Annotated in this window: 26 protein-coding genes; 19 read left to right on the top strand and 7 right to left on the bottom strand. The window is 72.2% G+C overall.

Going from position 1 to position 24,585, the window contains the following annotated elements:
* Window positions 1-103: 103 nt before the first annotated feature.
* Complete coding sequence (locus ACQP03_RS24205) at window positions 104-676, bottom strand: TetR/AcrR family transcriptional regulator (RefSeq protein WP_234591495.1); 573 nt, start codon at window positions 674-676, stop codon at window positions 104-106.
* Window positions 677-753: 77 nt separating this feature from the next.
* Between ACQP03_RS24205 and ACQP03_RS24200 the strand changes: the two genes are divergently transcribed.
* The 3 genes from ACQP03_RS24200 to ACQP03_RS24190 all read left to right on the top strand — a co-directional run bounded on the left by ACQP03_RS24200 (window position 754) and on the right by ACQP03_RS24190 (window position 3,532).
* Window positions 754-1,614 carry a carbon-nitrogen hydrolase family protein gene (locus ACQP03_RS24200; protein WP_357134341.1) on the top strand — a complete coding sequence of 287 codons (861 nt, stop codon included), beginning with the start codon at window positions 754-756 and terminating at the stop codon, window positions 1,612-1,614.
* 64 nt (window positions 1,615-1,678) lie between these two features.
* Complete coding sequence (locus ACQP03_RS24195) at window positions 1,679-2,323, top strand: HAD family hydrolase (protein ID WP_357134343.1); 645 nt, start codon at window positions 1,679-1,681, stop codon at window positions 2,321-2,323.
* Window positions 2,324-2,599: 276 nt separating this feature from the next.
* Window positions 2,600-3,532: an RIO1 family regulatory kinase/ATPase domain-containing protein gene (locus ACQP03_RS24190; protein WP_357170869.1), complete on the top strand. Its 933-nt coding sequence runs from the start codon at window positions 2,600-2,602 to the stop codon at window positions 3,530-3,532.
* 49 nt (window positions 3,533-3,581) lie between these two features.
* Here ACQP03_RS24190 and ACQP03_RS24185 read toward each other — a convergent pair whose 3' ends face one another.
* A complete protein-coding gene (locus ACQP03_RS24185) occupies window positions 3,582-3,830 on the bottom strand; it encodes a DUF2630 family protein (protein ID WP_355053546.1) in 249 nt (82 codons plus the stop codon).
* A gap of 463 nt (window positions 3,831-4,293) precedes the next feature.
* Between ACQP03_RS24185 and ACQP03_RS24180 the strand changes: the two genes are divergently transcribed.
* The 9 genes from ACQP03_RS24180 (at window position 4,294) to ACQP03_RS24140 (ending at window position 13,987) form a co-directional block, all read left to right on the top strand.
* The gene (locus ACQP03_RS24180) at window positions 4,294-5,631 is read left to right on the top strand and encodes a cytochrome P450 (RefSeq protein WP_357134376.1); all 1,338 of its coding nucleotides are present in this window, start codon (window positions 4,294-4,296) and stop codon (window positions 5,629-5,631) included.
* Window positions 5,628-6,545, top strand: coding sequence for a terpene synthase family protein (locus ACQP03_RS24175; RefSeq protein WP_357134347.1), 918 nt, complete (start codon window positions 5,628-5,630; stop codon window positions 6,543-6,545). The genes ACQP03_RS24180 and ACQP03_RS24175 overlap by 4 nt, the downstream gene beginning before the upstream one ends.
* Complete coding sequence (locus tag ACQP03_RS24170) at window positions 6,538-8,142, top strand: prenyltransferase (protein ID WP_357134348.1); 1,605 nt, start codon at window positions 6,538-6,540, stop codon at window positions 8,140-8,142. Before ACQP03_RS24175 ends, ACQP03_RS24170 begins: the two co-directional genes overlap by 8 nt.
* A gap of 124 nt (window positions 8,143-8,266) precedes the next feature.
* Window positions 8,267-10,819 (top strand): sensor histidine kinase, encoded by a 2,553-nt coding sequence (locus tag ACQP03_RS24165; RefSeq protein WP_357398653.1) that lies wholly within the window; start codon window positions 8,267-8,269, stop codon window positions 10,817-10,819.
* Between the two features lie 90 nt (window positions 10,820-10,909).
* Window positions 10,910-11,332, top strand: coding sequence for a roadblock/LC7 domain-containing protein (locus ACQP03_RS24160; RefSeq protein ID WP_357134351.1), 423 nt, complete (start codon window positions 10,910-10,912; stop codon window positions 11,330-11,332).
* A gap of 5 nt (window positions 11,333-11,337) precedes the next feature.
* Window positions 11,338-11,724 (top strand): DUF742 domain-containing protein, encoded by a 387-nt coding sequence (locus tag ACQP03_RS24155; protein WP_357134353.1) that lies wholly within the window; start codon window positions 11,338-11,340, stop codon window positions 11,722-11,724.
* Window positions 11,705-12,316, top strand: coding sequence for a GTP-binding protein (locus tag ACQP03_RS24150; protein WP_355053540.1), 612 nt, complete (start codon window positions 11,705-11,707; stop codon window positions 12,314-12,316). The genes ACQP03_RS24155 and ACQP03_RS24150 overlap by 20 nt, the downstream gene beginning before the upstream one ends.
* Window positions 12,317-12,399: 83 nt before the next feature.
* Window positions 12,400-12,735: a YciI family protein gene (locus ACQP03_RS24145; RefSeq protein ID WP_357134355.1), complete on the top strand. Its 336-nt coding sequence runs from the start codon at window positions 12,400-12,402 to the stop codon at window positions 12,733-12,735.
* A 4-nt stretch (window positions 12,736-12,739) separates the two neighbouring features.
* Entirely contained in the window at window positions 12,740-13,987 is a 1,248-nt protein-coding gene (locus ACQP03_RS24140; RefSeq protein WP_357170873.1) for an RNA polymerase sigma factor, read from the top strand.
* 250 nt (window positions 13,988-14,237) lie between these two features.
* Here the strand turns inward: ACQP03_RS24140 and ACQP03_RS24135 are convergent, their stop codons facing one another.
* Both ACQP03_RS24135 and ACQP03_RS24130 read right to left on the bottom strand, forming a co-directional pair.
* Window positions 14,238-14,378: a hypothetical protein gene (locus ACQP03_RS24135; RefSeq protein ID WP_357134358.1), complete on the bottom strand. Its 141-nt coding sequence runs from the start codon at window positions 14,376-14,378 to the stop codon at window positions 14,238-14,240.
* Window positions 14,379-14,387: 9 nt separating this feature from the next.
* Window positions 14,388-14,603, bottom strand: coding sequence for a winged helix-turn-helix domain-containing protein (locus ACQP03_RS24130; RefSeq protein ID WP_357134360.1), 216 nt, complete (start codon window positions 14,601-14,603; stop codon window positions 14,388-14,390).
* 285 nt (window positions 14,604-14,888) lie between these two features.
* Here ACQP03_RS24130 and ACQP03_RS24125 point away from each other — a divergent pair, with 285 nt between their 5' ends.
* Both ACQP03_RS24125 and ACQP03_RS24120 read left to right on the top strand, forming a co-directional pair.
* The gene (locus tag ACQP03_RS24125) at window positions 14,889-15,293 is read left to right on the top strand and encodes a hypothetical protein (protein ID WP_433458598.1); all 405 of its coding nucleotides are present in this window, start codon (window positions 14,889-14,891) and stop codon (window positions 15,291-15,293) included.
* A gap of 46 nt (window positions 15,294-15,339) precedes the next feature.
* A complete protein-coding gene (locus tag ACQP03_RS24120; RefSeq protein ID WP_357170875.1) occupies window positions 15,340-15,585 on the top strand; it encodes a DivIVA domain-containing protein in 246 nt (81 codons plus the stop codon).
* A gap of 104 nt (window positions 15,586-15,689) precedes the next feature.
* On the opposite strand, the gene ACQP03_RS24115 is transcribed toward ACQP03_RS24120, so the two are convergent.
* The gene (locus tag ACQP03_RS24115) at window positions 15,690-18,542 is read right to left on the bottom strand and encodes an aconitate hydratase (RefSeq protein ID WP_357134365.1); all 2,853 of its coding nucleotides are present in this window, start codon (window positions 18,540-18,542) and stop codon (window positions 15,690-15,692) included.
* A gap of 258 nt (window positions 18,543-18,800) precedes the next feature.
* Between ACQP03_RS24115 and ACQP03_RS24110 the strand changes: the two genes are divergently transcribed.
* Window positions 18,801-19,496 carry a DedA family protein gene (locus ACQP03_RS24110; protein ID WP_357134367.1) on the top strand — a complete coding sequence of 232 codons (696 nt, stop codon included), beginning with the start codon at window positions 18,801-18,803 and terminating at the stop codon, window positions 19,494-19,496.
* Between the two features lie 95 nt (window positions 19,497-19,591).
* Here ACQP03_RS24110 and ACQP03_RS24105 read toward each other — a convergent pair whose 3' ends face one another.
* Window positions 19,592-20,266: a C39 family peptidase gene (locus tag ACQP03_RS24105; RefSeq protein WP_433458595.1), complete on the bottom strand. Its 675-nt coding sequence runs from the start codon at window positions 20,264-20,266 to the stop codon at window positions 19,592-19,594.
* A gap of 1,157 nt (window positions 20,267-21,423) precedes the next feature.
* Window positions 21,424-21,603: a hypothetical protein gene (locus ACQP03_RS24100; RefSeq protein WP_357128614.1), complete on the bottom strand. Its 180-nt coding sequence runs from the start codon at window positions 21,601-21,603 to the stop codon at window positions 21,424-21,426.
* A 19-nt stretch (window positions 21,604-21,622) separates the two neighbouring features.
* Between ACQP03_RS24100 and ACQP03_RS24095 the strand changes: the two genes are divergently transcribed.
* The 4 genes from ACQP03_RS24095 to ACQP03_RS24080 all read left to right on the top strand — a co-directional run bounded on the left by ACQP03_RS24095 (window position 21,623) and on the right by ACQP03_RS24080 (window position 24,497).
* Window positions 21,623-22,465 (top strand): hypothetical protein, encoded by an 843-nt coding sequence (locus ACQP03_RS24095; RefSeq protein WP_357397075.1) that lies wholly within the window; start codon window positions 21,623-21,625, stop codon window positions 22,463-22,465.
* A gap of 49 nt (window positions 22,466-22,514) precedes the next feature.
* Window positions 22,515-22,904 (top strand): hypothetical protein, encoded by a 390-nt coding sequence (locus tag ACQP03_RS24090; protein WP_357170881.1) that lies wholly within the window; start codon window positions 22,515-22,517, stop codon window positions 22,902-22,904.
* A gap of 135 nt (window positions 22,905-23,039) precedes the next feature.
* Window positions 23,040-23,705: a hypothetical protein gene (locus ACQP03_RS24085; protein ID WP_357128056.1), complete on the top strand. Its 666-nt coding sequence runs from the start codon at window positions 23,040-23,042 to the stop codon at window positions 23,703-23,705.
* Between the two features lie 93 nt (window positions 23,706-23,798).
* Window positions 23,799-24,497 carry a cellulose binding domain-containing protein gene (locus tag ACQP03_RS24080; RefSeq protein ID WP_357397083.1) on the top strand — a complete coding sequence of 233 codons (699 nt, stop codon included), beginning with the start codon at window positions 23,799-23,801 and terminating at the stop codon, window positions 24,495-24,497.
* The last annotated feature ends 88 nt before the right edge of the window (window positions 24,498-24,585 follow it).

Raw genomic sequence — 24,585 nt, 5'->3', positions numbered from 1 at the left:
GGTTGCTCCTGTCGCCGGAGGGGTCGGCGGCCCCATTGTGGAGCACCGTCGCCATCCGGTCTGGCCGGGGCACCCGCGTCGTCGGCGGTGGCGCGAACACCGCTCAGCGGCGGCGGACCGCCTCCTCGACCAGGTCCAGCACCGGGCCCAGGTCACCGGCCGGTCGGCCCATGGCCAGGTGCAGCACCAGGCCGTCGTAGGCCAGCTCCAGGAACTGGGCCAGCACGTCGATCGGTACGTCCTCGCGCAGCACCCCGGCGTCGCGCTGGCGGGCCAGCCGGTCCCGGGTCGCCTCGGCGATCGCGGCGGACCGCTCGGCCCAGCGCTTGGCGAACGCCGGATCGGTGCGCAGCCGGCGGGACACCTCCAGTTGACTGCCCAGCCAGCCGGTGGTGTCCGGCGAGACGGCGCGGGCCAGCAGGTCGCGCATCACCTGCACCAGACCGTTACGGGCGACCGTTTCGACCATGGCGGCGGCGTCGTCCTCGGCGACGGCGAGGAAGAGCGAGTCCTTGTCGCGGAAGTGGTGGAAGATGGCGCCCCGGGACAGGCCGGTGGCCTCCTCGAGGCGGCGGACGGTGGCCCCCTCGTAGCCGAGTCGGGCGAAACACGCCCGGGCCGCGGCAAGGATCTCCTGCCGGCGCGCGTCGAGCTGGTCCTGACTTACTCTGGGCACACCTCGATCGTCGCAGGTCACCTCGGGCGGTGCAAACCGTACGTACGGCTTGGTAACGCGACGTTTACGATCCAGCGGTGACCCGCTCGTACCCCGCGCCGTCCGGCCCGCTGACCGTCGCCACCGTCCAGGCCACCCCGGCGCCCGGTGACGTCGCCGGGAACGCGGCGGCCGCCGCCGAGCTGGTCCGGCTCGCCGCCGGGCAGGGCGCCCGGGTGGTCGTCCTCCCCGAGCTGTACCTGTGCGCGTACCACCCGCCGACCCTCGCCGCTGATCCGGTCGGCACCCACGTGGCGGCCGACCCGGCCGGGCTGGTCGCCGACGGTCGGCTCGACCCGCTGCGCGCCGCGGCACGGACCGCCGGGGTGACCGTGGTGGTCGGCGCCGCGGTCCGGCACCCGGACGACCGGCGGACCATCGCCGCCCTCGTGGTCGACCGCGCTGGCGCCGTCCGGGTCGGGTACGACAAGCAGCAGCTCTGGGGCGACGAGCGCGACCTGTTCAGCCCCGGCGGGCGGGGCGCCACGCTGCTCGTCGACGACTGGCGGCTCGGGCTGGGCATCTGCTACGACGGCTGCTTCCCGGAGCACGGCCGGGCCGCCGCGCGCGACGGCGCGCACGCCTACCTGTGTCCCAGCGGCTACCTGGCCGGCTCGGAGCACCGCCGGGACCTGTACTACGCGGCGCGGGCACTGGACAACACGATGTTCGTGGTCTTCGCCAACGCTGTCGGCGGCAGCGACCCGTGGCGGTTCAACGGCGGTGCGGCGATCTACGACCCGCAGGGACGTACGCTCGCCCGGGGCGCCGACGAGGGCACGGACACGCTCGTGGCGACCCTCGAGCCGGCCGTGCTGACGGCCACCCGGGCGGCCCATTCGATGCTCGCCGATCTGCTGCCGGGCCAGGGCGGCGCGCGGATGTCGCTGACCGGTTAAGCCCATCGTCAACTCGAAACACGCGGGTCTGTTGGCGGACACGTCGGTCCCGTAGGGTGCCCGAGTGCCACTGCTCCTGCTGGACCTGGACAACACCCTGCTGGACCGGGCCGGGCCCTTCCGCCGCTGGGGTGAGCGCTTCCTGGACCGCATCGGCGCGCCCTCCACCGACATCGACTGGCTGGTCTCGCTCGACGCGGACGGGTTGACCGACCGCTGGGACCTGGCCGACGCGATCCGGGACCGCTACGAGCTGCGCATTCCCTCGATCGACCTGGTGGAGGAGCTGCACGACGGGGTGGTGGCGCAGACCCGGCTCGACCCGCTGACCGCCTGCGCGCTGCGCATCGCCGACGACGCGGGGTGGGTGCCCGTGGTGGTGTGCAACGGCACGGTACGCCTGGAGGACGCCAAGATCCGTCGTACCGGCCTGGACCGCTACGTCGCCGACTGGGTGATCTCCGAGGAGGCCGGGGTCAGCAAGCCCAACCCGCGGATCTTCGCGCTCGCCGCGCAGCGGGTCCGGATGCCGCTGCGTGGCGCGTGGGTGGTCGGCGACAGCCCGGAGGCGGACATCGGCGGCGCCGCCGCGGTGGGGTTGCCCAGCGTCTGGCTGCACCGGGGGCGGACCTGGTCGGACGTCCGGTTCGCGCCGAGCCGCACGGTGGACGGGCTGATCGCCGCCGTCGCCACGGTCCTCGCGAGCTGACGCGGCCACCGCAGTCGAGCTGACGCGGCCACCGCTGGCTGACACTTCCGGCGCTGGCTGACGGCGGCCACCGCTGTCGAGCTGACGCTTCCGGCGCTGGCCGACGCGGAAAACCGTCGTAATTCGGTTGACCCGCTGTCCGAGCCGCGGCGAGGATGGGCGGCGCATCGTGCACCGGGCATACCGCCCGTTCGAGGAGAGGAGGCCGGTCATGGCCGTCTTCGCAGGTCGCTTTCCGCTGCCTATCTCAGCCTCGACCAAGGGAACCTCACCACAGTGCGCGATCATGACCTCCCGGCGCTGGAGCGCCGGACCCGCGGCAAGCGCCGCTTCGACGACGACGAACCGCAGTTTCTGAAGCGGGCCCGGCCCACCGAGTCGCCCGCCGATCCCGACACCGAGCCTGATCCCGACACCGGCGAACGCTGGTCGTCCTGGGACGACGCGGTGCACGGGCCACAGCCGTACCCGGACTGGTTGGTCACCGAACTGGCCGCCAAGGACACCGAGCTGGGTGTGCTGAAGACCGGCAAGGAGGCGGACGTCCACCTGGTCCGCCGGGCGGTGCCGGACACGGACCGGTCCTGCCTGCTGGCGGTGAAGCGGTACCGGGACGCCGAGCATCGGCTGTTCCACCGTGACGCCGGCTATCTGGAGGGCCGCCGCGTGCGGCGTTCCCGGGAGATGCGGGCGATGGTCGGCCGGACGGCCTTCGGCCGCCAGATGATCGCCGGGCAGTGGGCGGCGGCCGAGTTCGCGGCGCTGGCGCGGCTCTGGGAGATCGGCGCCGGGAACGACCGGATCGCCGTGCCGTACCCCGTGCAGTTGCGGGGCACCGAGCTGATGTTGGAGTTCGTCGGCGACGCCGGGTCGGGCCTGGCGGCGCCCCGGCTGGCCCAGCTGCGGCCCGGCCCAGCCGAGCTGCGCGACCTGTGGGGCCAGCTGGTCGAGGCGCTGCGCGTGCTGGCCCGGGCGGGCTACGCGCACGGCGACCTGTCGCCGTACAACCTGCTCGTGCACTCCGGGCGGCTGGTCGTGATCGATCTGCCGCAGGTGGTCGACGTGGTGGCGAACCCGCAGGGGCCCGAGTTCCTGGCCCGCGACGTACGGGTGGTCGGCGCCTGGTTCGTGGCCCGGGGGTTGAGCGCCGAACAGGCCGATCCCGGCGCGCTGACGGGGGAGTTGCTGCGCGAGGCGGGCATCCGCTGACCGGAGCGGGTCGGGTGGCCGGGGTGGCCGCCCGACCCGCCCGTGTCGATCACTGCAGGTAGCGCTCCACCTCGGGCTTGGGGCGTTCGCCCTGCGAGTCGGGGTCGCCGTGGCTGGATCGGGCGGCCCGGCGGCGGCGCAGCAGGTCCCAGCACTGGTCGAGGGATTCCTCCAGGGCGCGCAGCCGCTCGCTGGTCTCGCCCTCGGTGCCGGACTCGTGGGCCTGGGCCTCCGCGCGCAGCCGGTGCTCCTCGTCGACCAGCTCGGAGATCCGGTTCAGGATGGTCTTGTCGTCCATGCCACAGAGCCTGGCACAGGGTGCCCGTCATCGCCCGGATTCGGGGGTACCGGTGCGTCCTTGCTCACTGCGCTGCCCGCCCTCTGGGACTGCCCGGACGTGGCCCGCCCCGGCGGGTCCGGTGGACGACCGACCGCGGAACCGTCGTCGTCCGGACCGGCCGACGGCGGCGGCGGATCGATCTACGGGCGCGACCTGCGCCGGTGCCGGGTCCTGACAATCCACTCAGGACCGACTAGGGCGCAGACATCGATGCCCGTCTAGGGCAACGATCGAATCTCACCGGTCACAGGTCTGGAGGTGTCCCGGATTTGGTGAGATGCTTCCGACGCCCAGAAGGTGAAAATTCCACAGTCCCGACCGGCCGAAGTGGACCGCCCAGGCCGCCGGGGCGACGAGGAGACAGCGCATGTCCCAGGTGTCCGATGCCGGCCCCGCCCCCGTCAGCACCGAACCCCGGATGATCCCACTCCGTCGTGCCCTGCCCGCGCTGGTCCGCGATCCGCTCGGCGCGCTCGTCGGCTTCGCGGACGCCGCCGGTGGCGACGTCGTCCGGCTGAACCTCGGCTCGTTCCGTCCCTACCTGGTCAGCCATCCCGAGCACCTGCAACGAGTGCTGAGGGACAACGTTGCCAACTACACCCGCGACGGGGAGGGCCTGTTGTGGCGGCCGGTCCGGCGGATCGTCGGCGACGCCATCCTGGTCGCCGAGGGTGAGATCTGGGAGTCCAGCCGCGGCGCGCTGCAACCCCTGTTCACCGCCAAGCGCGCCGAGACGCTCGTCGACCGGATGGCCGAGGCGATCAACGAGGCCGTCGACGAGTGGCTGGAGCCGGCCCGCGACGGCCGCCCGATCGACGGCGGCGCGGAACTCACCCGGATCGTGCTGCGGACCACGATGCGGGTGCTCTTCGCCGACCGCATCTCGGTGCCGGACGCGTTGCGGATCAGCGCCGCGCTGGACACCGTCACCACCGCGATGCTCCCGCGTCTGCTGGTGCCGTTCGTGCCGTACGCGGTGCCGATGCCCGGCGACCGGCCCTTCCGCGAGGCGGTGCGGACCATCGACGAGGTGGTGCTGCCGATCATCCGGGAGGCCCGCGCCCGGCCCACCGACGGCGACGACATCATCTCCACCCTCTGCCGGCCGCGCGCCGACGGCAGCGAGCCCGACGAGTACGCGATCCGCGGCGACGTGGTCGCGATGTTCTCCACCGCCACCGAGACCACGATCGCGCTGCTCTCCTGGCTGTGGCCGGTGCTGGCGTCCCGGCCCGACGTGGCGGAGCTGATGACCGACGAGATCGAGCGGGTGGTGGGCTCCGAACGGGTCGGCCGCGAGCACCTGCCGCAGCTGCGCTACGGCCGGATGGTGCTCGACGAGATGCTGCGGCTCTACCCGGCCGGTTGGATGATCCCCCGTACCGCCGTCGCGGACGACGTGCTGGGCGGTGCGCGGATCAAGGCGGGTGGCACCGTGCTGGTCAGCCCGTACGTCACCCAGCGGATGTCGACCTTCTGGGACGATCCGACGCTGTTCGATCCGGAGCGCTTCGCGCCGGAGAAGCCCCGCCGGCGCTACCGCTACTCGTACTTCCCGTTCGGTGGTGGGCCGCACCAGTGCCTCGGGCAGTACCTGTTCCTGCTGGAGGCGCAGCTCATCGTCAGCACCGTGCTGAGCCGCTACCGGTTCCGGCTGCGCGAGCCCGTCGGCCTGACACCCCGGCTCGGCGCCTCGCTGCAACCCAAGCAGCGGGCCGAGCTGATCGTCACTCCGGTCGAACGCCCGGTCGTCTCGTGACCGGCGCGCCGTGGCCGGTGCAGGCCGGGCCCGACGCCGTCGCCGAGCAGGGCCGGGTGTGCGCGCTCGCCGTACGAGGCGTCCGCGACCTGCAGGGCGTCACCGCCGCCCACCCGGAACTCTTCGACGCCGCGCCGTTCGACGCCGCGCTGCTCAGCTCGGTGGCCACCGCGATCGCGTTCACCGCGCCGTGGCACACCGCCGCCGAACTGCGGCTCACCACCCGTACCCTGCTCTGGGTCTTCGCCGCCGACTGGCAGGTCGACTACCTCGCCCGGTCGGCGGACGACGTCCGGGCGATCGTGACCGACTGCCTGGCGGTCGCCGACGGCGCCGCGCCGCCGCCCGGCCGGCACCTCGCGCGACTGTTGGCCGACCTGCGCGACGAGCTGGCCGCCGTGCCGGCGTTCCGCCGGCTGCGCCCGATCTGGCGCGAGGAGCTGGCCCGGATGCTCGCCGCCGTGTCGCGGGAGTGGGACTGGAAGAACCTGCCGACCGACCCGACCACCGGGCAGCGCCTGCCGGACCTGGACCGCTACCTGGACAACGCCGACAACCTCGCCTGCTCCTTCGTCAACGTCACCCACTGGATCGCCACCGGTGACGACAGGACCCTCGCCCAGTTGACCGACCTGCTCGACGCCGGCCGTGGCGTGCAGCGGGTGCTGCGGCTGGTCAACGACCTCGCCACGCACGAGCGGGACGCCGAGTGGGGCGACCTGAACGCCCTGCTGCTGGTCGACGACCCGGCGCGGGTGCACGCCCGGCTCGCCGAGCTGACCACCCGGTCCCGCGGCGACCTCGCCGCCCTCGCCGAGCGTTGCCCTCGCCAGGCGGACTACCTGCACCGGCAGATCTCCTTCACGGGTGGCTTCTACCAGCTCTCGGACTTCTGGGGAGCACGCGATGAGTGAGGGCCCGGGGCACGTGCTGGTCCAACCCCCCACCGACGCCGCGCGCGAGCTGATCGCCGGCCTGGCGCTGCGCCCGTGGGGGCAGGTAGCCCCCTCGGTGTACGAGAGCGGCCGGCTGGTCGCCGACGCGCCCTGGCTGCCGGGGCACCACCAGCGGATCGGGTTCCTGCTGCGCGGGCAGCGCCCCGACGGGGCGTGGGGCCCGCCCGAGGGGTACGCCCTGGTGCCCACCCTCAGCGCCGTCGACGCCCTGCTCGCGGCGCTGGCCGACGGAAAGTCTGCCGGTCCGCACCTGCTCACCCCGGTGCGGCGCGGGCTGGACGCGCTCACCGGCCGCCTGCTCGCCACGCACGCGCGGGCGCTGCCCGACACGCCGGCGCTGGACCTCATCGTTCCCGCCCTGGTCGAGTCGATCAACGGGCGGTTGACCCGGTTGGGTCGGGCGGTCGCCGACCGGTTGCCCCGTCCGCCGCTCGCGCTGCCCGCCGGGCTCGGCCCCGACCGGCTGCGGGCGGTACGCGGCGCGGTCGCCGCCGGGGCGCCGCTGCCGGCGAAGCTGGCCCACTTCTACGAGGTGCTGGGCGCGACGCCGGCCGACGCCGGGCCGACCCTCACCGCGGTCGGCGCGTCACCCGCCGCGACCGCCGCGTGGCTGAGCGCCGCCGGCCCGGACGCCGGCCCCGCCGCGTACACGTTCCTGCGGACGCTGATCCGCGACGGCGACGGTCCGGTGCCCTGTCCGACTCCGATCACCGTGTTCGAGCGGGCCTGGGTGCTCGGCGGCCTGCGTCGTGCCGGTGTCGCGCTCAACCCGCCGGCGGCCGTGCTGCGCACCCTGGCCGCCGCCACCGCCGCCGAGGGCATCGCCACCGGCGAGGGGCTGCCGACCGACGCCGACACCACCTCGGTCACGTTGGACGCGCTGGCCCGGCTCGGCCACCTCGCCGACCCGGCGGGCCTGTGGGCGTACGAGACGGCGGACGGTTTCTGCACCTGGCCGGGGAGTGAGGACGGCTTCTCGGTCACCACCAACGCGCACGTGCTGGACGCGTTCGGCCAGTACGTGACCGGGCACCCCGGCGCGGACGCGCGGTACCACCGGACGGTCGACCGGCTCAGCGCCGTGCTGCCGGCGCACCAGCTCGCCGACGGCCGCTGGCAGGACCGGTGGCACGCCTCGCCGTACTACGCGACGGCCTGCTGCGTGCTGGCCCTGGCGGAGTTCGGTCGCGGCGGCGTGGCGGCCGAGGCGCTCGACCGGGCGGCCGGTTGGGTGCTGGACGGGCAGCGGGCCGACGGGTCGTGGGGGCGGTGGGACGGCACGGTCGAGGAGACCGCGTACGCCCTGCAGGTGCTGGTGGCCGTGCCGACCGGAGCGCCCCGGGTCGACGACGCGGTGGCGCGCGGCCACGCCTATCTCCACCAACGGTCCGACCGGTCGGACCCTCCACTGTGGTACGGAAAAGAGCTGTACTGTCCTACCGCGATCGTTCGCGCGGCTGTCCTGGCTGCCTGTCGGCTCGCCTCCGCCCATCTGGGCGGGGTCGACCGTTCGGTGGTGGATTGTGGTTACCAGGCAACAAAAACAGCGACTTGAGGGGTTGTGTGGACACTGCTAGCGTACGCAGAGCCTCAGCCCCGTACGCCCCGCCGTGGCGGGACGTCGTCCTCCATGATCACCCGTTGATGAGCTGAGTCAACGCCCTGCCTGGGACGGTTCAATGCGTTCTCGCGGTACGAGTATCCGCACCAAGGTTGTCGCCCTGCTGCTCTCCCTGGTCGCGCTCTGGATGTTCGCGGCGTGGGTCACCCTGCGGGACGGTTTCAACCTGCTCGGTGTCCAGCTGCTCAACAGCAGGGTCTACGCGCCCAGCGAACCCCTGCTGCAGGAGCTTCAGCTTGAGCGGCGGCTGACCCAGGCGTACCTCAGCAACCCCGACGCCGCGCAGCGCGCGGCCCTGGAGGCCGAGCAGCGCAAGGCCACCCAACTGGCGGACGACTTCGCCGACTCGGTCCGCAACTGGCAGGTCGACGTGGCCGGCAGCTCCGCCCTCGACGTCCAGCTCGACGACACGATCGCGCAGATCAACGAGTTGAAACAGACCCGGGCCGACGTGCTGGGCCGCAAGGTCGACCGGATCTCCGCCGCGGACGCCTACACGGACGCCATCGAATCGATCTTCCGGATCTACGACGTCACCGGCAGCCTCGACGACAAGGAGATCGCCGCCGACGCGGCCGCCCTGATCCAGCTCAACCGGATGAAGGAGCTGATCTCGCAGGAGGACGCGCTGCTCAGCGGCCTCTTCGGCACCGGTCGGATCAGCGGCCCCGAGTACGCCCGCTACGTCAGCCTGGTCGGCGCCGAGCGGTTCCTCGGCGAGGAGACCCGCGCCCGGCTCGCCGACGCCGATCAGCGGCGCTACCAAGAGCTCGTCGAGGGTGAGGCCTTCAGCCGGCTGCGCGCCGTCCAGGACAGCATCATCCGCGAGGGCCGGCCGGCGACCCAGTTGCCGGTCGGCTCCGAACAGTGGCGCGGCACCGTCGAGCCGGCGCTCGCCGAGGTGAACGACGCCGTCGTCGACGGCGGCGACGACATCGTCGGCCGGGCCACCGGCGTGGCCGTGATGGTCGTCGTCCGACTCGTGCTCGCCACCGGCCTGGGTCTGCTCGCCGTCATCGCCTCGGTCGTCGTCTCGATCACCACGGCCCGCACCCTCCTGCGCCAGCTCGACCGGCTGCGGCAGGCCGCCTGGCAGCTCGCCGACGAGCGGCTGCCCCGCGTGGTCGACCGGCTCGGCCGAGGCGAGGAGGTCGACGTCGCCACCGAAGCGCCCCCGCTGGAGTTCGGCACCGACGAGATCGGCCAGGTCGGCAAGGCGTTCAACGCCGTCCAGGAGACCGCCCTGCGCACCGCCGTCGAGCAGGCCGACCTGCGCCGCAACGTCCGCGAGGTCTTCCTCAGCCTGGCCCGACGAACCCAGGCGCTGGTTCACCGCCAGCTCACCCTGCTCGACGCGATGGAGCGGCGCGAGCACGACGCGGAGGAGTTGGAGGACCTGTTCCGGGTCGACCACCTGGCCACCCGGATGCGGCGCAACGCGGAGAACCTGATCGTGCTCTCCGGCTCCACCCCGGGCCGGGCCTGGCGGCGCAACGTCCCCATGGTGGACGTCGTACGCGGCGCGGTGGCCGAGGTGGAGGACTACACCCGGGTCAACGTGCTGCCGCTGGGGGCCGTCTCACTCGCCGGCCGGGCGGTCGGCGACATCATCCACCTGCTCGCCGAGCTGATCGAGAACGGCCTGTCGTTCTCGCCACCGCACACCACCGTGGAGGTCCGTGGCCAGCTCGTGGCGAACGGCTTCGCCATCGAGATCGAGGACCGGGGCCTCGGCATGAGCGAGGAGGACCTGGCGGCGGCGAACCACCGCATCGTCGACCAGTCCGAGCTGAACCTGGCCAACGCCGCCCGCCTGGGCCTCTACGTGGTGAGCCGGCTGACCGAGCGGCACGGCGTGCGGGTCCGCCTCAAGGAATCGGCGTACGGCGGCACCACCGCCGTCGTCCTCATCCCGCTGGAGCTGATCACGGCGAACGGCGCCGCCCCGGAGGACTCCGGCGCGATCCCGGCCGGCCCGACGGCCATCGCGCTGCCGGCCGGCCCGACCGCCGCCGGCCCCGTCGAGGGCGGTCGTCCCGCCAGCCTCTCGACGGTCGCGGTCGCCACCGCGGCGACGGACACCAGCGCCCCCGGCGCGGCGCAGCCGGTCACCCCGGTCGCCCCGGCGCTGGCCGAGAGCAGTACCACCACCGAGCAGACGGACGAGGGCGACAAGGACGTCGTACTCCCCACCCGCCAGCGGACCGCGGCGGCGGACCTGCCCACCCGGGCCCGGCGTGTCCTGGGCCAGCCGGCCCTGGAGGGCCCGACGGTACCGACCGGCCTGCCCGCCGTGGAGCGGGCCGGCACCGGTGGCAGCGAGCCGAGCACCGACGGCGGGCCGGTCCCGGCGCGGACCGAGACGGACCGCACCGGCTCCGGACTGCCGGTCCGCGTCCGCCAGGCGAACATCGTGCCCGAGCTGCGCGACGACCCGGCGGCGACCGAGTCCGACGAGGAGGACGTGGTACGGCCACCCGAGCAGGTACGCCGGATGATGAGTTCCTATCAGACCGGCACCCGGCGCGGCCGGACCGACGCGGCGCGACTGCTCGGCGGCGCGCCGGGCGCCACGCCTGACTCGACCGACGAGGAACCGCAAGCCACCTGACCGAGCACCTTCGCTGCGGGTTCCGCGTGGTGTGACGGTCAAGCCCAAGACGAATACGGCGCAACTGCCGGGCGAGAAGAGGACGACGAAGTGGCCCAGAAGACGGCTTCGAGTGCCGACCTGACGTGGTTGCTGGATGATCTGGTGGGCCGGGTGAAGCAGGCCGAGCATGCGGTCGCGCTCTCCACCGACGGGTTGTTGATGGCTTCCTCGCAGGGGCTGAACCGGGACGACGGCGAGCACCTCGCGGCGATGGCGGCCGGTATCCAGAGCCTGGCCCGGGGCGCCGGCAAGCGCTTCGGCGGCGGGCAGGTGCAGCAGACCATCATCGAGATGCAGTCGTCGTTCCTGTTCGTGACCGCCGCCGGCCGCAACGCCTGCCTGGCCGTCCTCGCCACCGAGGACGCCGACGTCGGTCTCATCGCGTACGAGATGGCGATGCTCGTCACCCGCGTCGGCAAGTACGTGGCCTCCCCGTCGCGGAGCGCCGAACAGTCGGCTGGCGAGAGGTAACGGCCATGACGGTGCAGGGAGAGTCCGCAGAGCATCAGTGGGTGGATGACCATGCGGGCCCGGTGGTGCGCCCGTACGCGGTGACACGTGGGCGGGCCCGCCCGGTCACCGGCACGTTCGACCTGATCTCCCTGGTCACCGCGACCCGCGCCGACGTGACGCCGGAGATCGGGATCGGTCCTGAGCACCTGGCGATCGTCGGCCTCTGCCAGCGAATACAGTCCGTCGCCGAGATCGCGGCCCACCTCGACCTGCCGGTGGGAACCATCCGGGTGCTCCTCGGCGACCTGGCGGCCCGCAACCTCGTGCAGGTACGCGAGCCGCACACCACGGCCGGCCTTCCCGACAACAGCATCTTCGAGGCGGTAATCAATGGACTACGGGCACTCTGACCGGCCGGCGGGAGCGACGCCACTGCCCACCGCGATCAAGATCCTGGTCGCCGGTGGTTTCGGCGTGGGCAAGACCACCATGGTCGGAGCGGTGAGCGAGACCCGGCCGTTGCGCACCGAGGAGGTGCTGACCGAGACCGGCGTCGGCATCGACGACCTGTCCGGGGTGGAGGGCAAGACCACCACCACGGTGGCGATGGACTTCGGCCGGATCACCATCAGCGACGACCTCGTGCTCTACCTGTTCGGCACGCCCGGTCAGGACCGGTTCTGGTTCGTCTGGGACGAGCTGGCGTTGGGCGCGATCGGCGCGGTCGTCCTGGCCGACACCCGTCGGCTGGCCGACTGCTTCCCGTCGATCGACTACTTCGAGGGTCGGGGCACCCCGTTCGTCGTGGCGGTCAACTGCTTCGAAGGCGCGCGTCAGTACCGGCTCGACGAGGTGCAGACCGCGCTGAACCTCGACCCGGGCGTACCGGTGCTGCTCTGCGACGCGCGTCAGCGGGAGTCCAGCAAGGAGGTGCTGGTGACCCTCATGGAGCACGCCATGAAGACCCGCGAGGCCCGTCGCCGCGCCGCCAGCGGAGACTGATCGAGGTTTTTTCCGGGAGGTTGTCCGGATCGCTCCTGTCCGCTCGTCATGCTGGCGACAACCCGAGAAACAGGGAGCGACCGATGAAGTTCATGATGTTCGTCTGCAGCGACACCGCACCGGATACCGACCCGACCGAGCTGCCCGACATCCACAAGTGGGTGGCCGACAACGACGCCCGGGGCCGCCGCCTGACCGGCAACGTGCTGGCGCCGACCAGCGCGGCCACCACGGTCCGTGTTCGTGACGGCGAGCTGCTGGTCTCCGAGGGACCGTTCGCGGAGACCGCCGAGGTGATCGTGGGTTTCGACCTGCTCGACTGCGCCGACGTGGACGAGGCGATCGAGGTGGCCCGTACCCACCCGATGGCCCGGGAGGGGCGGCTGGAGCTGCGCCCGTTCGGCGCTCTGTCCAGTTGAGCGGATGACCGGCACCGACACCACGACCGGTGCGCCGGACCGTGTCGGCCCGGCCGCGGCGGCGCGGGCCGTCGCGGCCGCCGGCGTGGACGCGTACCCCCGGATCGTCGCGACCCTGATCCGACTGACCGGGGACTGGGCGTTGGCCGAGGACTGCGCCCAGGAGTCCCTGGCCGCCGCGCTGGAACGCTGGCCCGGCGACGGGGTGCCGGTCAATCCCGGTGGCTGGCTCATGACGGTGGCCCGCAACCGAGCGATCGACGTGCTGCGTCGGGCCACCGTGGAGCGCCGCAAGCTGCACGACCTGGCGCTGCTCGCGCCGACCGACGCGCGGCCCGAGCACGACGTCGAGGACGACCGCTTGAGACTCGTCTTCACCTGCTGCCACCCGGCGCTCGCCCTCGACGCCCGGGTGGCGCTGACGCTGCGGACCGTCTGCGGGGTGCCGACCGCCGACATCGCCCGCCTCCTGCTGGTCAGCGAGTCGACGATGACCCGCCGGCTGACCCGGGCCCGGACCCGGATCGCGCAGGCCGGCATCCCGTACCGGGTGCCGACCGGGCCGGCGCTGGCCGAACGGCTGCCGGGCGTGCTCGCCGTGCTGTACCTGCTCTTCACCCGCGGCTACGTCCCCGACGGCGAACCGGCGTTCGCCGACGAGGCCGTGCGGCTGGCCCGGCTGCTGGACGCGTTGATGCCGGAGCAGTCCGAGGTCGCGGCGCTGCGGGCGCTGCTGCTGTTCCAGCACTCCCGTCGGGACGCCCGTCGGGACGCCGCGGGCAACCTGCTCACCCTGGCGCGGCAGGACCGCGCGCGGTGGGACCGGGCGGCCATCGCCGAGGGCCAGGCGGCTCTTGCCCGGGTACGCGACGACGGTCCGTACGCGTGGCAGGCTCGGATCGCGGCCTGCCACGCCACCGCGCCGTCCGTCGACGCCACCGACTGGGCGACGATCGCGCGGGCCTACGACGCGCTGGCGGGTATCCGGCCTTCACCGGTGATCGCGCTCAACCGTGCGGTCGCGCACGGCTACGCGTACGGGCCGACCGCCGGGCTGGCCCTGCTCGACGAGGCGCGTGCCGAGGGTGGGCTGTCCGGCAACCCGCTCGCCGGGGCGGTGGAGGCCGACCTGGTGGCCCGGCAGGATGATCCGCTGCGGGCCGTCACGCTGTTCCGGGCGGCGGCGGCCGCGGTGGACTCGCCCGCGCAGCGCCGCGCCCTGCTCGACCGGGCGGACGAGCTGTCTCGCTAACGAACCATCCGCACTCCCCCCGCCCTCGCCCCGCCTCGCCCCGCTCCGCCCTGCCTCGCCCCGCCCCGCCCCGCCCCGCCTCGCCTCGCCCTCGCCCCGCCCCGCCTCGTCGATCATGGAGTTGTGGTGGGCAACAAAACCCCCGTGAAACCTCAAACCAGGCACCACAACTCCATGATCCACGGGCCGGGACCGCTCGCTCCCGCTTCGCGATCTTGCACTTTCTGTCCCGGCAAAAGGGGTATCCCACTCATGTGGACAACAGAAACTGCAAGATCGGCGCGATCTTCTCCCTCGGCGCGCTCCGGGTCGCCGGGGCGAGGGCGAGCGCCGGGCCGGCGGGGTTCGTGGAGTCTCGTACGTCGATGACGCCCGCGAGACTGTTGGTCACCTCGACGCGCTACTCGGCGACAAAGGTTCCTGAGCCCGGTACGCCGACCACCAGTCCGCGAGATTTGAGAGCGTCCACGGCGCGGGCGACCGTCCGCCGGGCTGACCCGTACTCCTGGGCCAGCGCGTCGTACGTCGGTAGGCGTGAGCCCGGTCGGAGCTCCCCGGCGGCGATCCGTCGAGTCAGATCGTCCTCGATCTCTCGGGCCGTGTACGGGATGGGCATAAGGCGTGGCCCCTGGTAGACATCGGGTCGGCACGGGTCGCTGCCGGAGAAACGGGCGTCCCGCCTCGTGACAGGAGGCGGGCGTTCCGCCCGTCGTGTGGAGGTGGTGCCGGTGCTGCCCGAGGAGAAGCCGATGCAGGTGCCTGTCAACGTCGGTGCGTGGCGATGGCCGATCCGGCCCGAGCGGATCGAGTGTGGAGAGTGCGGGCGATGCGCTGCCGGTTGAGCGGTTCACGGCGCTGTCCGAGCTGGCCCAGACCCTCAGCGAGCACGCGTCGCGCTGCCGTGTCTTCCTCTGCGGACGCGAGCGGCCGGCCGCCCTGGCCCCATTCGGCGACGGCCGACCCGACCGGACCACGCCAGCGGTCGTACCGCGCGCCGGGCGTCGTACCCGAAGAGCGCTGGCGCCCCCGGTGCGGGCCGCCGGCCGCGCACACCGCCGATGGTCCTTCCTGGATCTGCGACGCCTGCGGGAAGGACTGGCCCTGCCCGACGCTGCCCGCGACCCCGACGGACGCCGCCCGACGGGCGACCCTGATCCCCGAGTACTCGCGGATCACCCGCCGGGCAACCCGCGACCTGCGCGGCCGGCCGGGCGGCCCCGGCCCGGTCGCCATCGTCCGCCGTTTCCTCTGGTTCCTGCCGCTGACCGACGAGGAGGCCCGCGCGGTCGCACTGCGGCTGCGCTGAGCGCTGACCCCGTCGGACACGAGCCGGCGACCGCTACGGTGGCCGCATGACATTGCCGTTCGAACTCGCTTTGCGTGGTTACGACATGCGTCAGGTCGAGAGTCTCCTTGCCGAGGTCGACAGGGCTCTGGCTACCGACAGCGCGGTGTCACGGGCTGCCGCGCGGGACGCGCTTCGGGCGGCCAGCTTTCGACGGCGGCTACGTGGCTACGAGATGCAGCAGGTGGATGCGGCGATAGACCAACGGCTTGCTGCCCTCGCGCTCCCGGGCACCCACGACGGACCGGCGTGACCAGCGGGCTTCCCGCCCGTGCTCGGACGGCAAACCTTCCTCGGCTCTGACGGCGAAGGCCGCCCCCGCCGAAGCGGGAGCGGCCTTCGACCAGCCGTACCTGATCAGTTGGCGATCATGCGGCGCAGCACGTACTGCAGGATGCCGCCGTGGCGGTAGTAGTCCGCCTCACCCGGGGTGTCGATCCGCACGACGGCCTCGAACTCGACACCCGTGTCGGTCGTGACCGTCACCGTGCGCGGGGTCTCGCCGTCGTTCAGGGCCGTCACACCGGTGATGGTGAACATCTCGGTGCCGGTGAGGCCCAGCGACTCGGCGGTGACGTCCACCGGGAACTGCAGCGGCAGCACGCCCATGCCGATGAGGTTGGAGCGGTGGATCCGCTCGTACGACTCGGCGATAACCGCCCGGACGCCCAGCAGCATCGTGCCCTTGGCCGCCCAGTCCCGCGACGAGCCCGAGCCGTACTCCTTGCCGGCCAGGATGACCAGCGGGATGCCGGCCTCCTGGTAGGCCATCGAGGCGTCATAGATCGAGGTCTGCTCGCCGGTGAGGTGGTTGACGGTGAAGCCGCCCTCCACCCCGGGCACCAGCTGGTTACGCAGCCGGATGTTGGCGAAGGTGCCCCGGATCATCACCTCGTGGTTGCCCCGGCGCGAGCCGTACGAGTTGAACTCGTGGCGCGGCACGCCGTGCTCGGCCAGGTAGGTGCCGGCGGGGGAGTCCGCCTTGATCGCACCGGCCGGCGAGATGTGGTCGGTGGTCACCGAGTCACCCAGCTTGGCCAGCACCCGGGCGCCGGAGATGTCGACGACCGCGCTCGGCTCCTGCTGCATGCCCTCGAAGTACGGGGGCTTGCGCACGTAGGTCGAGTCGCTGTCCCAGGCGAAGGTGTCGCCGGTCGGGGTGGGCAGCGACTGCCACCGCTCGTCACCGGCGAAGACGTCGGCGTACGCGGCGCTGAAGCCGGTCGCGCCGATCGCCTGGGCGATGACGTCCTGGATCTCGGCGCTGTTCGGCCAGATCTCCCGCAGGTAGACCGGGTTGCCCTCGGTGTCCTCACCGATCGGCTCGTTGGCCAGGTCGATGTCCATCGTGCCGGCGAGGGCGTACGCGACGACCAGCGGCGGGGACGCCAGGTAGTTCATCTTGACGTCCGGGTTGATCCGGCCCTCGAAGTTGCGGTTGCCCGAGAGCACCGAGACGACCGACAGGTCGTGCTCGTTGACCGCGGCGGACACCTCCTCGGGCAGCGGACCCGAGTTGCCGATGCAGGTCGTGCAGCCGTAGCCGACCAGGTTGAAGCCGAGCTTGTCCAGGTACGGCGTGAGACCGGCCCGCTCGTAGTAGTCCATGACCACCTTCGAGCCCGGGGCCAGGGTGGTCTTCACCCACGGCTTGCGGGTCAGGCCCTTCTCGACCGCGTTGCGGGCCAGCAGGGCCGCGCCGATCATCACCTGCGGGTTGGACGTGTTGGTGCAGGAGGTGATGGCGGCGATCACCACGGCGCCGTGGTCCAGCTCGTACTCGACGCCGTCGGTGCCGGTGACCCGGATCGGGTTGCTGGCCCGACCGCCCGCGCCGGTGGCGGCGGTCTCCAGGTCGCGCGGCTCGTCGGCCGGGTCGCTGAACTCGTTGGCCGGCGGGTCGCTGGCCGGGAACGACTCGGCGCTGGCCTCGTCGGCCGGGCCGTTCGCGCCGCGCGGCAGCTCCTCGCGGGCCACGCTCGGCTTGAGGTCACGCTCGCCGGTGGAGTCGTCGGCGACGTAGTCGGTCAGCGCCGAGCGGAACAGCGTCTTGGCGCTGCCCAGCGGCACTCGGTCCTGCGGGCGCTTCGGGCCGGCGAGCGACGGCTCGATGGTGCTCAGGTCCAGCTCGAGGCGCTCCGAGTAGGAGGGCTCGGCCGCCGGGTCGTGCCAGAGGCCCTGCTCCTTGGCGTACGCCTCGACGAGCGCGACCTGCGCGGCGTCCCGACCGGTCAGCTCCAGGTAGCGGATCGTCTCGGCGTCGATCGGGAAGATCGCCACGGTGGAGCCGTACTCCGGGGACATGTTGCCGATGGTGGCCCGGTTTGCCAGCGGCACGGCGCTCACGCCGGGGCCGTAGAACTCGACGAACTTGCCGACCACGCCGTGCTTGCGCAGCATCTCGGTGATGGTCAGCACCAGGTCGGTGGCGGTGGTGCCGGCCGGCATCTCGCCGGAGAGCTTGAAGCCGACGACCCGGGGGATCAGCATGCTGACCGGCTGGCCGAGCATCGCGGCCTCGGCCTCGATGCCGCCGACGCCCCAGCCCAGCACGCCCAGGCCGTTGACCATCGTGGTGTGCGAGTCGGTGCCGACCACGGTGTCCGGGTACGCCTGCCCGTTGCGTTCCATGATCGTGCGGGCCAGGTACTCGATGTTGACCTGGTGCACGATGCCGGTGCCCGGCGGGACGACCTTGAACTCGTTGAACGCGGTCTGGCCCCAGCGCAGGAACTGGTAGCGCTCCTTGTTGCGCTCGTACTCCAGCTCGACGTTGCGGGCGAACGCGTCCTCGCGGCCGAACAGGTCGGCGATGACCGAGTGGTCGATGACCAGCTCGGCGGGGGCGAGCGGGTTCACCTTGGTGGCGTCGCCGCCGAGCTCGCGGACGGCCTCGCGCATGGTGGCCAGGTCGACCACGCAGGGCACGCCGGTGAAGTCCTGCATGAGCACCCGCGCCGGGGTGAACTGGATCTCCACGCTCGGGTCGGCGGTCGGGTCCCACCCGCCGAGCTGCTCGATGTGGTCGGCGGTGATGTTCGCGCCGTCCTCGGTCCGCAGCAGGTTCTCCAGCAGGATCTTCAGGCTGTACGGCAGCCGGTCGTGGCCGTCCACCTTGTCGATCTTGAAAATCTCGTAGCTCGCGTCTCCGACGCGTAGCTGGGTCTTCGCACCGAAGGTGTCGAGGCTCGCCACGTCGTACTCCTTCACACCAGCGACCGTGAGTAGTCCTGAGCAGTCTGTCGCACCGGCCGGGGCGCCGCCGAGGTTAGGTAACACTTACCGCCGATTCTGCTCTCAAACAAAACCGTACGTCCGTCTTGCTATTTGCGCAACCCAGCCGGCCCGCTCGCCACCCTCATCCCTAGCCTCCTAGGACGCTTTACGGATTGTGCGGCAGTAGTCGAGGGGCCGATCGCCGCGTCGACCGCGGGTAGGGTTCGAGGCCCGGTCGGAGGAGGGTCACCCGTGTTCGACGTCCAGCACTGGCTCGTGTCGCTGCCGCCGATCGCGGTCTACCTGCTCGTCGCCGGGGTGATCGGCGTGGAGAGCATGGGCGTGCCCCTGCCCGGTGAGATCGTCCTGGTCAGCTCCGCGCTGCTCGCGGCCACCGGAGTGGTGGAACCCGAGTGGGTGGCGACGGCCGCCGCGACCGGAGCGATCGTCGGTGACTCCATCGGGTACGCGGTGGGGCGTCGCGGCGGACGTCCGCTGCTCGCCCGGCTCGGCCGACGCTTCCCCCGTCATCTCGGCCCCGCCCAACTCGCCCGTGCCGAGCAGAGCTTCGCCCGGCACGGTGTGTGGGCGGTGTTCTTCGGTCGGTTCGTGGCGCTGCTGCGGATCCTGGCCGGCCCGCTCGCCGGGGCCCTGCACGTGCCGTACCGGCGGTTCCTGGTGGCCAACGCCGCCGGCGGGCTGGTCTGGGCGTTCGGCACCACGTACCTGCTGTTCAGCGTCGGTCGGGCGGCCGAGCACTGGCTCAAGGACATCTCCTGGGCCGGCCTTGTCCTCGCGGTGCTGGCCGGCCTGGGCAGCACGTGGTGGCTACGTCGACGTGCCCACCGTCTGGAGGCCGCCGAGCCGGAGCCGTCGGGCGAGCCTGCGCCGGCCACCGATTCAGAGCAGCCTGCCGACCCGGCGCTGGCCCAGACCCGACACCGGTAGCGCACCTGGCGCCGGCTCGCGCCGGCAGGAAGATCCCGGACCCGGGTACGCCGAAAGGGCCGGACCCCGTGGGGTCCGGCCCTTGTCGTTGGTTGTCAGCTGGTGGCGTAGCCGCGGGTGGCGATCCAGTCGGCGAGGTGCTCGACGGTGATGTCGTAGGCGGCGGTGTTCGCATCGGCGGAGTCGGCGATCCGCACGGTGTTGCCGGCATCGCGGTAGCCCACGACGCTGATGTAGTGCCCGCCCTCGAAGGAGTGCGTGTTGCCGTCGGTGTCGACGCTGGTGCCGGCGATGTTCGCGACCACGGCCCGACCGTCATCAACGGTCTTGACGATGTCGGCGCGCAACCGGTCGGTCTGGGTGGCGTCGGCGTCGGGCTTGCTGATCTCCACGCTGTGGTAGGCGTCCGACTTACCGGTCTCCTTGTTCAACACCGGCGTGATGTCGTTAATGCTGTTGGTCCCGGCCTCGGTGGTGCCCATCTCCTTGGCCATCGCGTCCACGCTGATGTCCTTGCCCTGCACACTCAGCGCGTTACGGGTAGCGGCCGGACCGCAGTAGTAGAAGTTCGGCTGCGCCTCATACCGCACACCCAACTGCCGCTCACCATGACCCTTACGCTCAGACTGCGACTGCGACTGCGACTGGGACGTCGGCTTGGCGGTGCTCTCCGCGGCGAACGCGGCCGTAACGGGACCAGCGATAGCGCCGCCGGTGAACGCGAGACCAGCAGCGGTCAGAGCGGCCTTACGAATCAGATCGGTACGCATGATGGCGTGCTCCTCTGCGTCGGGGGAAACGCGCACTCGGCACACGGGGGCATGCCGGGCGGGGAAAGATCGTGGGGGGATCAGCCGGCGGCCCAGCAGGGGCCTGCTCGGATGTTCCGGAGGGTGGTCCAACGGTCCAGGCCAGCGGATCATTCCCCCGCTAGGGGACCGGGGACGGCCGGTGGTGCTCGGCCGTGCGGGGAATGTAACGACACCGACCCGGAGGGTGTTCCCGGCCGCGGCTACCGGCTCTGGGCCGGCGAGCTACTCGGCGGCGCGGGGGATGTAACGACACCGACCCAGCGGGTGTTCCCGGCCGCGGCTACCGGCTCTGGGCCGGCGAGCTGCTCGGCGGCGCGGGGGGTGTAACGACGCCGGCCTGGCGGCTGTTCCCGGCCGCGGCTACCGGCTCTGGGCCGGCGAGCTGCTCGGCGGTGCGGGGGGTGTAACGACGCCGGCCTGGCGGGTGTTCCCGGCGGCCGGGGCTGCGACCCGGGGGTCGCGACGGCGTGCCAGGTATAACGACCCCGCCCGGCCCGCGATTCCGCCCGCTCGGTGTCACCGACCACAGCATGCCGACGGCCCAAACCCGGACAGACATCGCATCCGTGACGCCGTGCACGGGCCCCACCGGCGTGATCGTCACCAGAGCGCCGATCTGGGGGCGTCCGCGCAGAGGGACGCCCCCACATCACCGGCCGGAGTGGATCACCCGGGCGATCCGGTGTCTCCGGGGAGATGTGGGGGCGTGATCGAGTCGACGTCGGCGATGTCGGGGTGTCCGGGCGTGCGGGATACCCCGATATCGCTGACCTGGAGTCGATCAAAGGGGCGGGCACGATCGTCCGCGCGTGTCCAAGCGCGTTGGACTACCGAAACCGGACAAAATCACAATCCGACGCTCGGTGATCTGCGCAGTATCGGGGATGTTGCTGCCTCAGAACCCGCTGAGGCAGCAACATCCCCGAAAGTGCTCTCTCACCGACCAGGGCGCACCAACCCGAGTGAAGTCTGAGACGGCGCACACGGCGCAAGATCGTGCTCGAACCAGGAAAGAGGGCCCTCGTCGCGCGGCCGAGGCCACTACAACCAGGATCGAGCACGATCATGCCCGCACGGACCTGCCTCGGTTGCCCGGAGGTTGGACCGGCGGGTGGTTAGGCGGAGTCCGCCGCGTCGTTGGCCTGGGCGTGACGTTCCCGCAGTCGCTCCCGGATCTCCTCCGGGGTGTACGCGCGTCGGCGCCGCTCGGCCCGGGCAATGACCACACCGGACGCTGCCACCCCGGCGAGGCCGGCCAGGCCGAGGACCTTCCACCACCGCACTCGTTGCCGCATCGGCCTAGGCTAGTCCCTCATGAGCATCAGCCTGGATGAGGCCGTCGAGTTGACCCGCACCGGTGACGTGTGGGTGTTCCGGGGCCGCAGCGTGCCGGACCGGGCGATCCAGTTCACCACGAACAGTCCGGTCAACCACGTCGGAATGGCCGTCGTGCTGGACGACATGCCGCCGCTGATGTGGCACGCGGAGTTGGGCAAGTCCCTGCCGGACCTGTGGTCGGGCACGCACCAGCGCGGTGTTCAGTTGCACGACCTGCGAGACGCGGTCTGCGTGTGGGCCAACCGGTACGGTCAGCGGGCCTGGCTGCGGCAGCTCGACCCGCCGGCGGAGGGCGAGATGGAACGCGCGGTGCTGCGGACCGTCGCGCGCCTGGACGGCACGCCGTTCCCGTCGACCGCCCAGTTGGCGTGGCGGTGGGTGCGCGGCCGGGTGCCGTCGTTGCCGGGTCCTGGCCGGGCGGCACTCCGAGCCGTATCGCGGGCCGCCCAAGCGGCCTGGATCGATCCCGCTGCTTCGGCCACCCCGACCGGTTCGACCAACGGGGCCACACCGACCGCTTCGACCAACGGGGCCACACCGACCGCTTCGACCGACGGGGTCACCCCGGTCGCTGCGGGCAGTGCGGCCAACCGGGGGACAACTGCCGCTCCGACCAGCGCGGCTGCCCGGGACCGGGCGTTGGAGACGGCGTACTGCGCCGAGGTGGTGGCCGTGACCTACGAGGCGATGGGCCTGCTGCCCGCCGGCAAGCGTCCGAACTGGTACGACCCGGGCCGGTTCTGGAGTGGTGACGACCTGGGATTGGCCGGGGGCGCCCGACTGGGTACGGAGATCGAGGTGCGGGTCCCGCCCCGCTGAGGCTCGGCCCGAGGTTTGGCCCACCCGGCGCGGGGCAATTGCTGTCCCCGTGAACGCCTCCACGGATCTCGACACGCTGACCGGGTTCTTCGACCGGTACGGCGCCGCGTTGACCTCGGGCGACCTGCCGTCCCTCGGTGGGTGTTACGCCCTACCCGGGCTGGTGGTGGCGGACACGTACAGCTTCTCGTTCACCTCGCTGGCGGCGGTCGCGCTGTCCTTCGTGGGCGCCGCACCCGACTACCAGGACCGGGAGCTGATCGCCGCGCACGCCCGGATCGAGGACGTGCAGGCGGTGTCGGCGCTGCTGACCCTGGTGTCGGTCGAGTGGGAGTTCCTGGACAGCCAGGGGCGTGCGGTGCCGGGGGAGCGGTACCGCTACCTGCTGCGAACCTCGGGCGAGGGGCCGCTGATCTGCACGGTCGTCCGGACGGGCTGACCGCCAGCGGAGCGTCGACGCGCCCGAGCCGTTTTCCGGACGGAGGGGGCCGGTCGGTCTGATCCGTACCCGCCAGGTTTCCGGTCCGCCCGGCGCTGGCTACGCTGTCGCGTCGGTGGGACGAGGGGAGACCTGATGGCGGTGGGGCCGGACGGCGCGGGAGGTCCGCGGACGGCGCGAGTGGTGCTGTCGCTGCCGTGGATCGTGGTGCTGGTGGGCGTCTGCGCGCTGGCGGTGCTGTTGGTGGTCGCGCTGTTGTCGTTCCGTACCCGGGAGCGGGAAAGCGCGCCGCAGGCCGCGCCGCCGGTGTTCCTGCCGACGACGCCGGCTGCCTCGTCGTCGGCCCCGACACCGGGTGGGTTGGAGCGGCGGTCGGCGTCGCCGCGCGCGTCGCGCAGCAGCCGGACGCCGTCGCCGCGCGTCACCACGAAGTCGCCGTCGCCGGGCGCGACGAGCGCCGCGGCCCTGGCGACAAAGGACCCGGCGGTGTCGGCGCAGTACAAGGTCGGCACGGATGGCTGGAACGCGACCGATGCCACGCTGTCGGTGACCAACGGGTCGGACCGGTCGGTGGACTGGCGGGTGGAGTTGGCCTTCGCGGACGACACGCGGGGTCTGCGCGTCAGCGGCGCGGCGGGGATCTCGGTGGCGGCGCAGGGTGACGGCGCGTTCGTGCTCAGTGGCGGAGAGTCGTTGGGTGCGGGTGACACGCAGACCCTGCGGCTGCGGGTCAGTTGGGATGGATCGGCGCAGCGTCCGGTGCGGTGCGTGATCAACGGGGTGGAGTGCCGGCTCAGCTGACCGGGCGTCGGGCGGCGCGGCGCGCGACGCCGACGCTTTCCGGGGCGGGCCGTCGATCGCTAGGCTGCCCGGACGGCCCGCTGAGGGAGGTACATGTCCGGCATGCGTCGTGCCCCGCGACCGTCGCACGGTCCGGCGGCCATCGCGTCGTCGCCGTGGATCGTGGTGGGCGCCGGCGTCGTCGTGATGGTGGTCCTGCTCTTCGTGGCGCTGGGCGCGTACCGGGGGCGTAGTCCGGCGCGGGACGGCGGGCCGCCACCGGCGGGTCTGCCGTTGCCGCAGGCGCCGGTGTCGCCGTCCGGGCTGTCGCCGACGCCGCTGCCGCAGAACTCGGCGCTGCTGCCTGGGTTGTCGCCGCGGGCCAGCGGGCTGCCGCCGAGCGCGCCGGTCACGCCGGTCACGTCGCGGCCGTCGACGGTCGGTCCGACGGTGGCGTCGACGTCGGCGCGACCGCCGATCCGGCCGTCGCAGCAGCCGTCGGCGGTGAGCGGACGCTACCGGGTGGTGCAGAGCTTCGACGGTGGTTTCATCGGCGAGGTGCTGATCGTCAACGGGTCCGGTGTGGACCGGGGTTGGACGGTGCGGTTCGAGTTCGCCGGTGGTCGACTGGTGACCACCTGGGTGGAGGGCGTGCCCCAGGGGACGCTGCGGCAGTTCGACGGCGGCTTCACGTACGTCAGCGGGGTGGACGTGCCGGCCGGTGGGTCGGTGGCGCTGCGGTTCCACCTGGAGCGGGCGTCCTCGACGCCGCGCGGGTGCACTGTCGACGGGGCGCGTTGTAGCGGGTTCTGAGCGAGCCTTCCGCAAGTTTGCTGCTCTGTTACGACTTTGTTTGCAAGGTATTGCAGTTCGTTGCGGCAAGGGTTAGCGTGCGGCCAAT

Origin of the sequence: Micromonospora sp. CA-248212, from assembly GCF_050948405.1 — a bacterium.
Lineage (GTDB): Bacteria > Actinomycetota > Actinomycetes > Mycobacteriales > Micromonosporaceae > Micromonospora.
The sequence above is the reverse complement of the archived record's forward strand: the minus strand, read 5'-3'. Positions and strand labels throughout refer to the sequence as shown.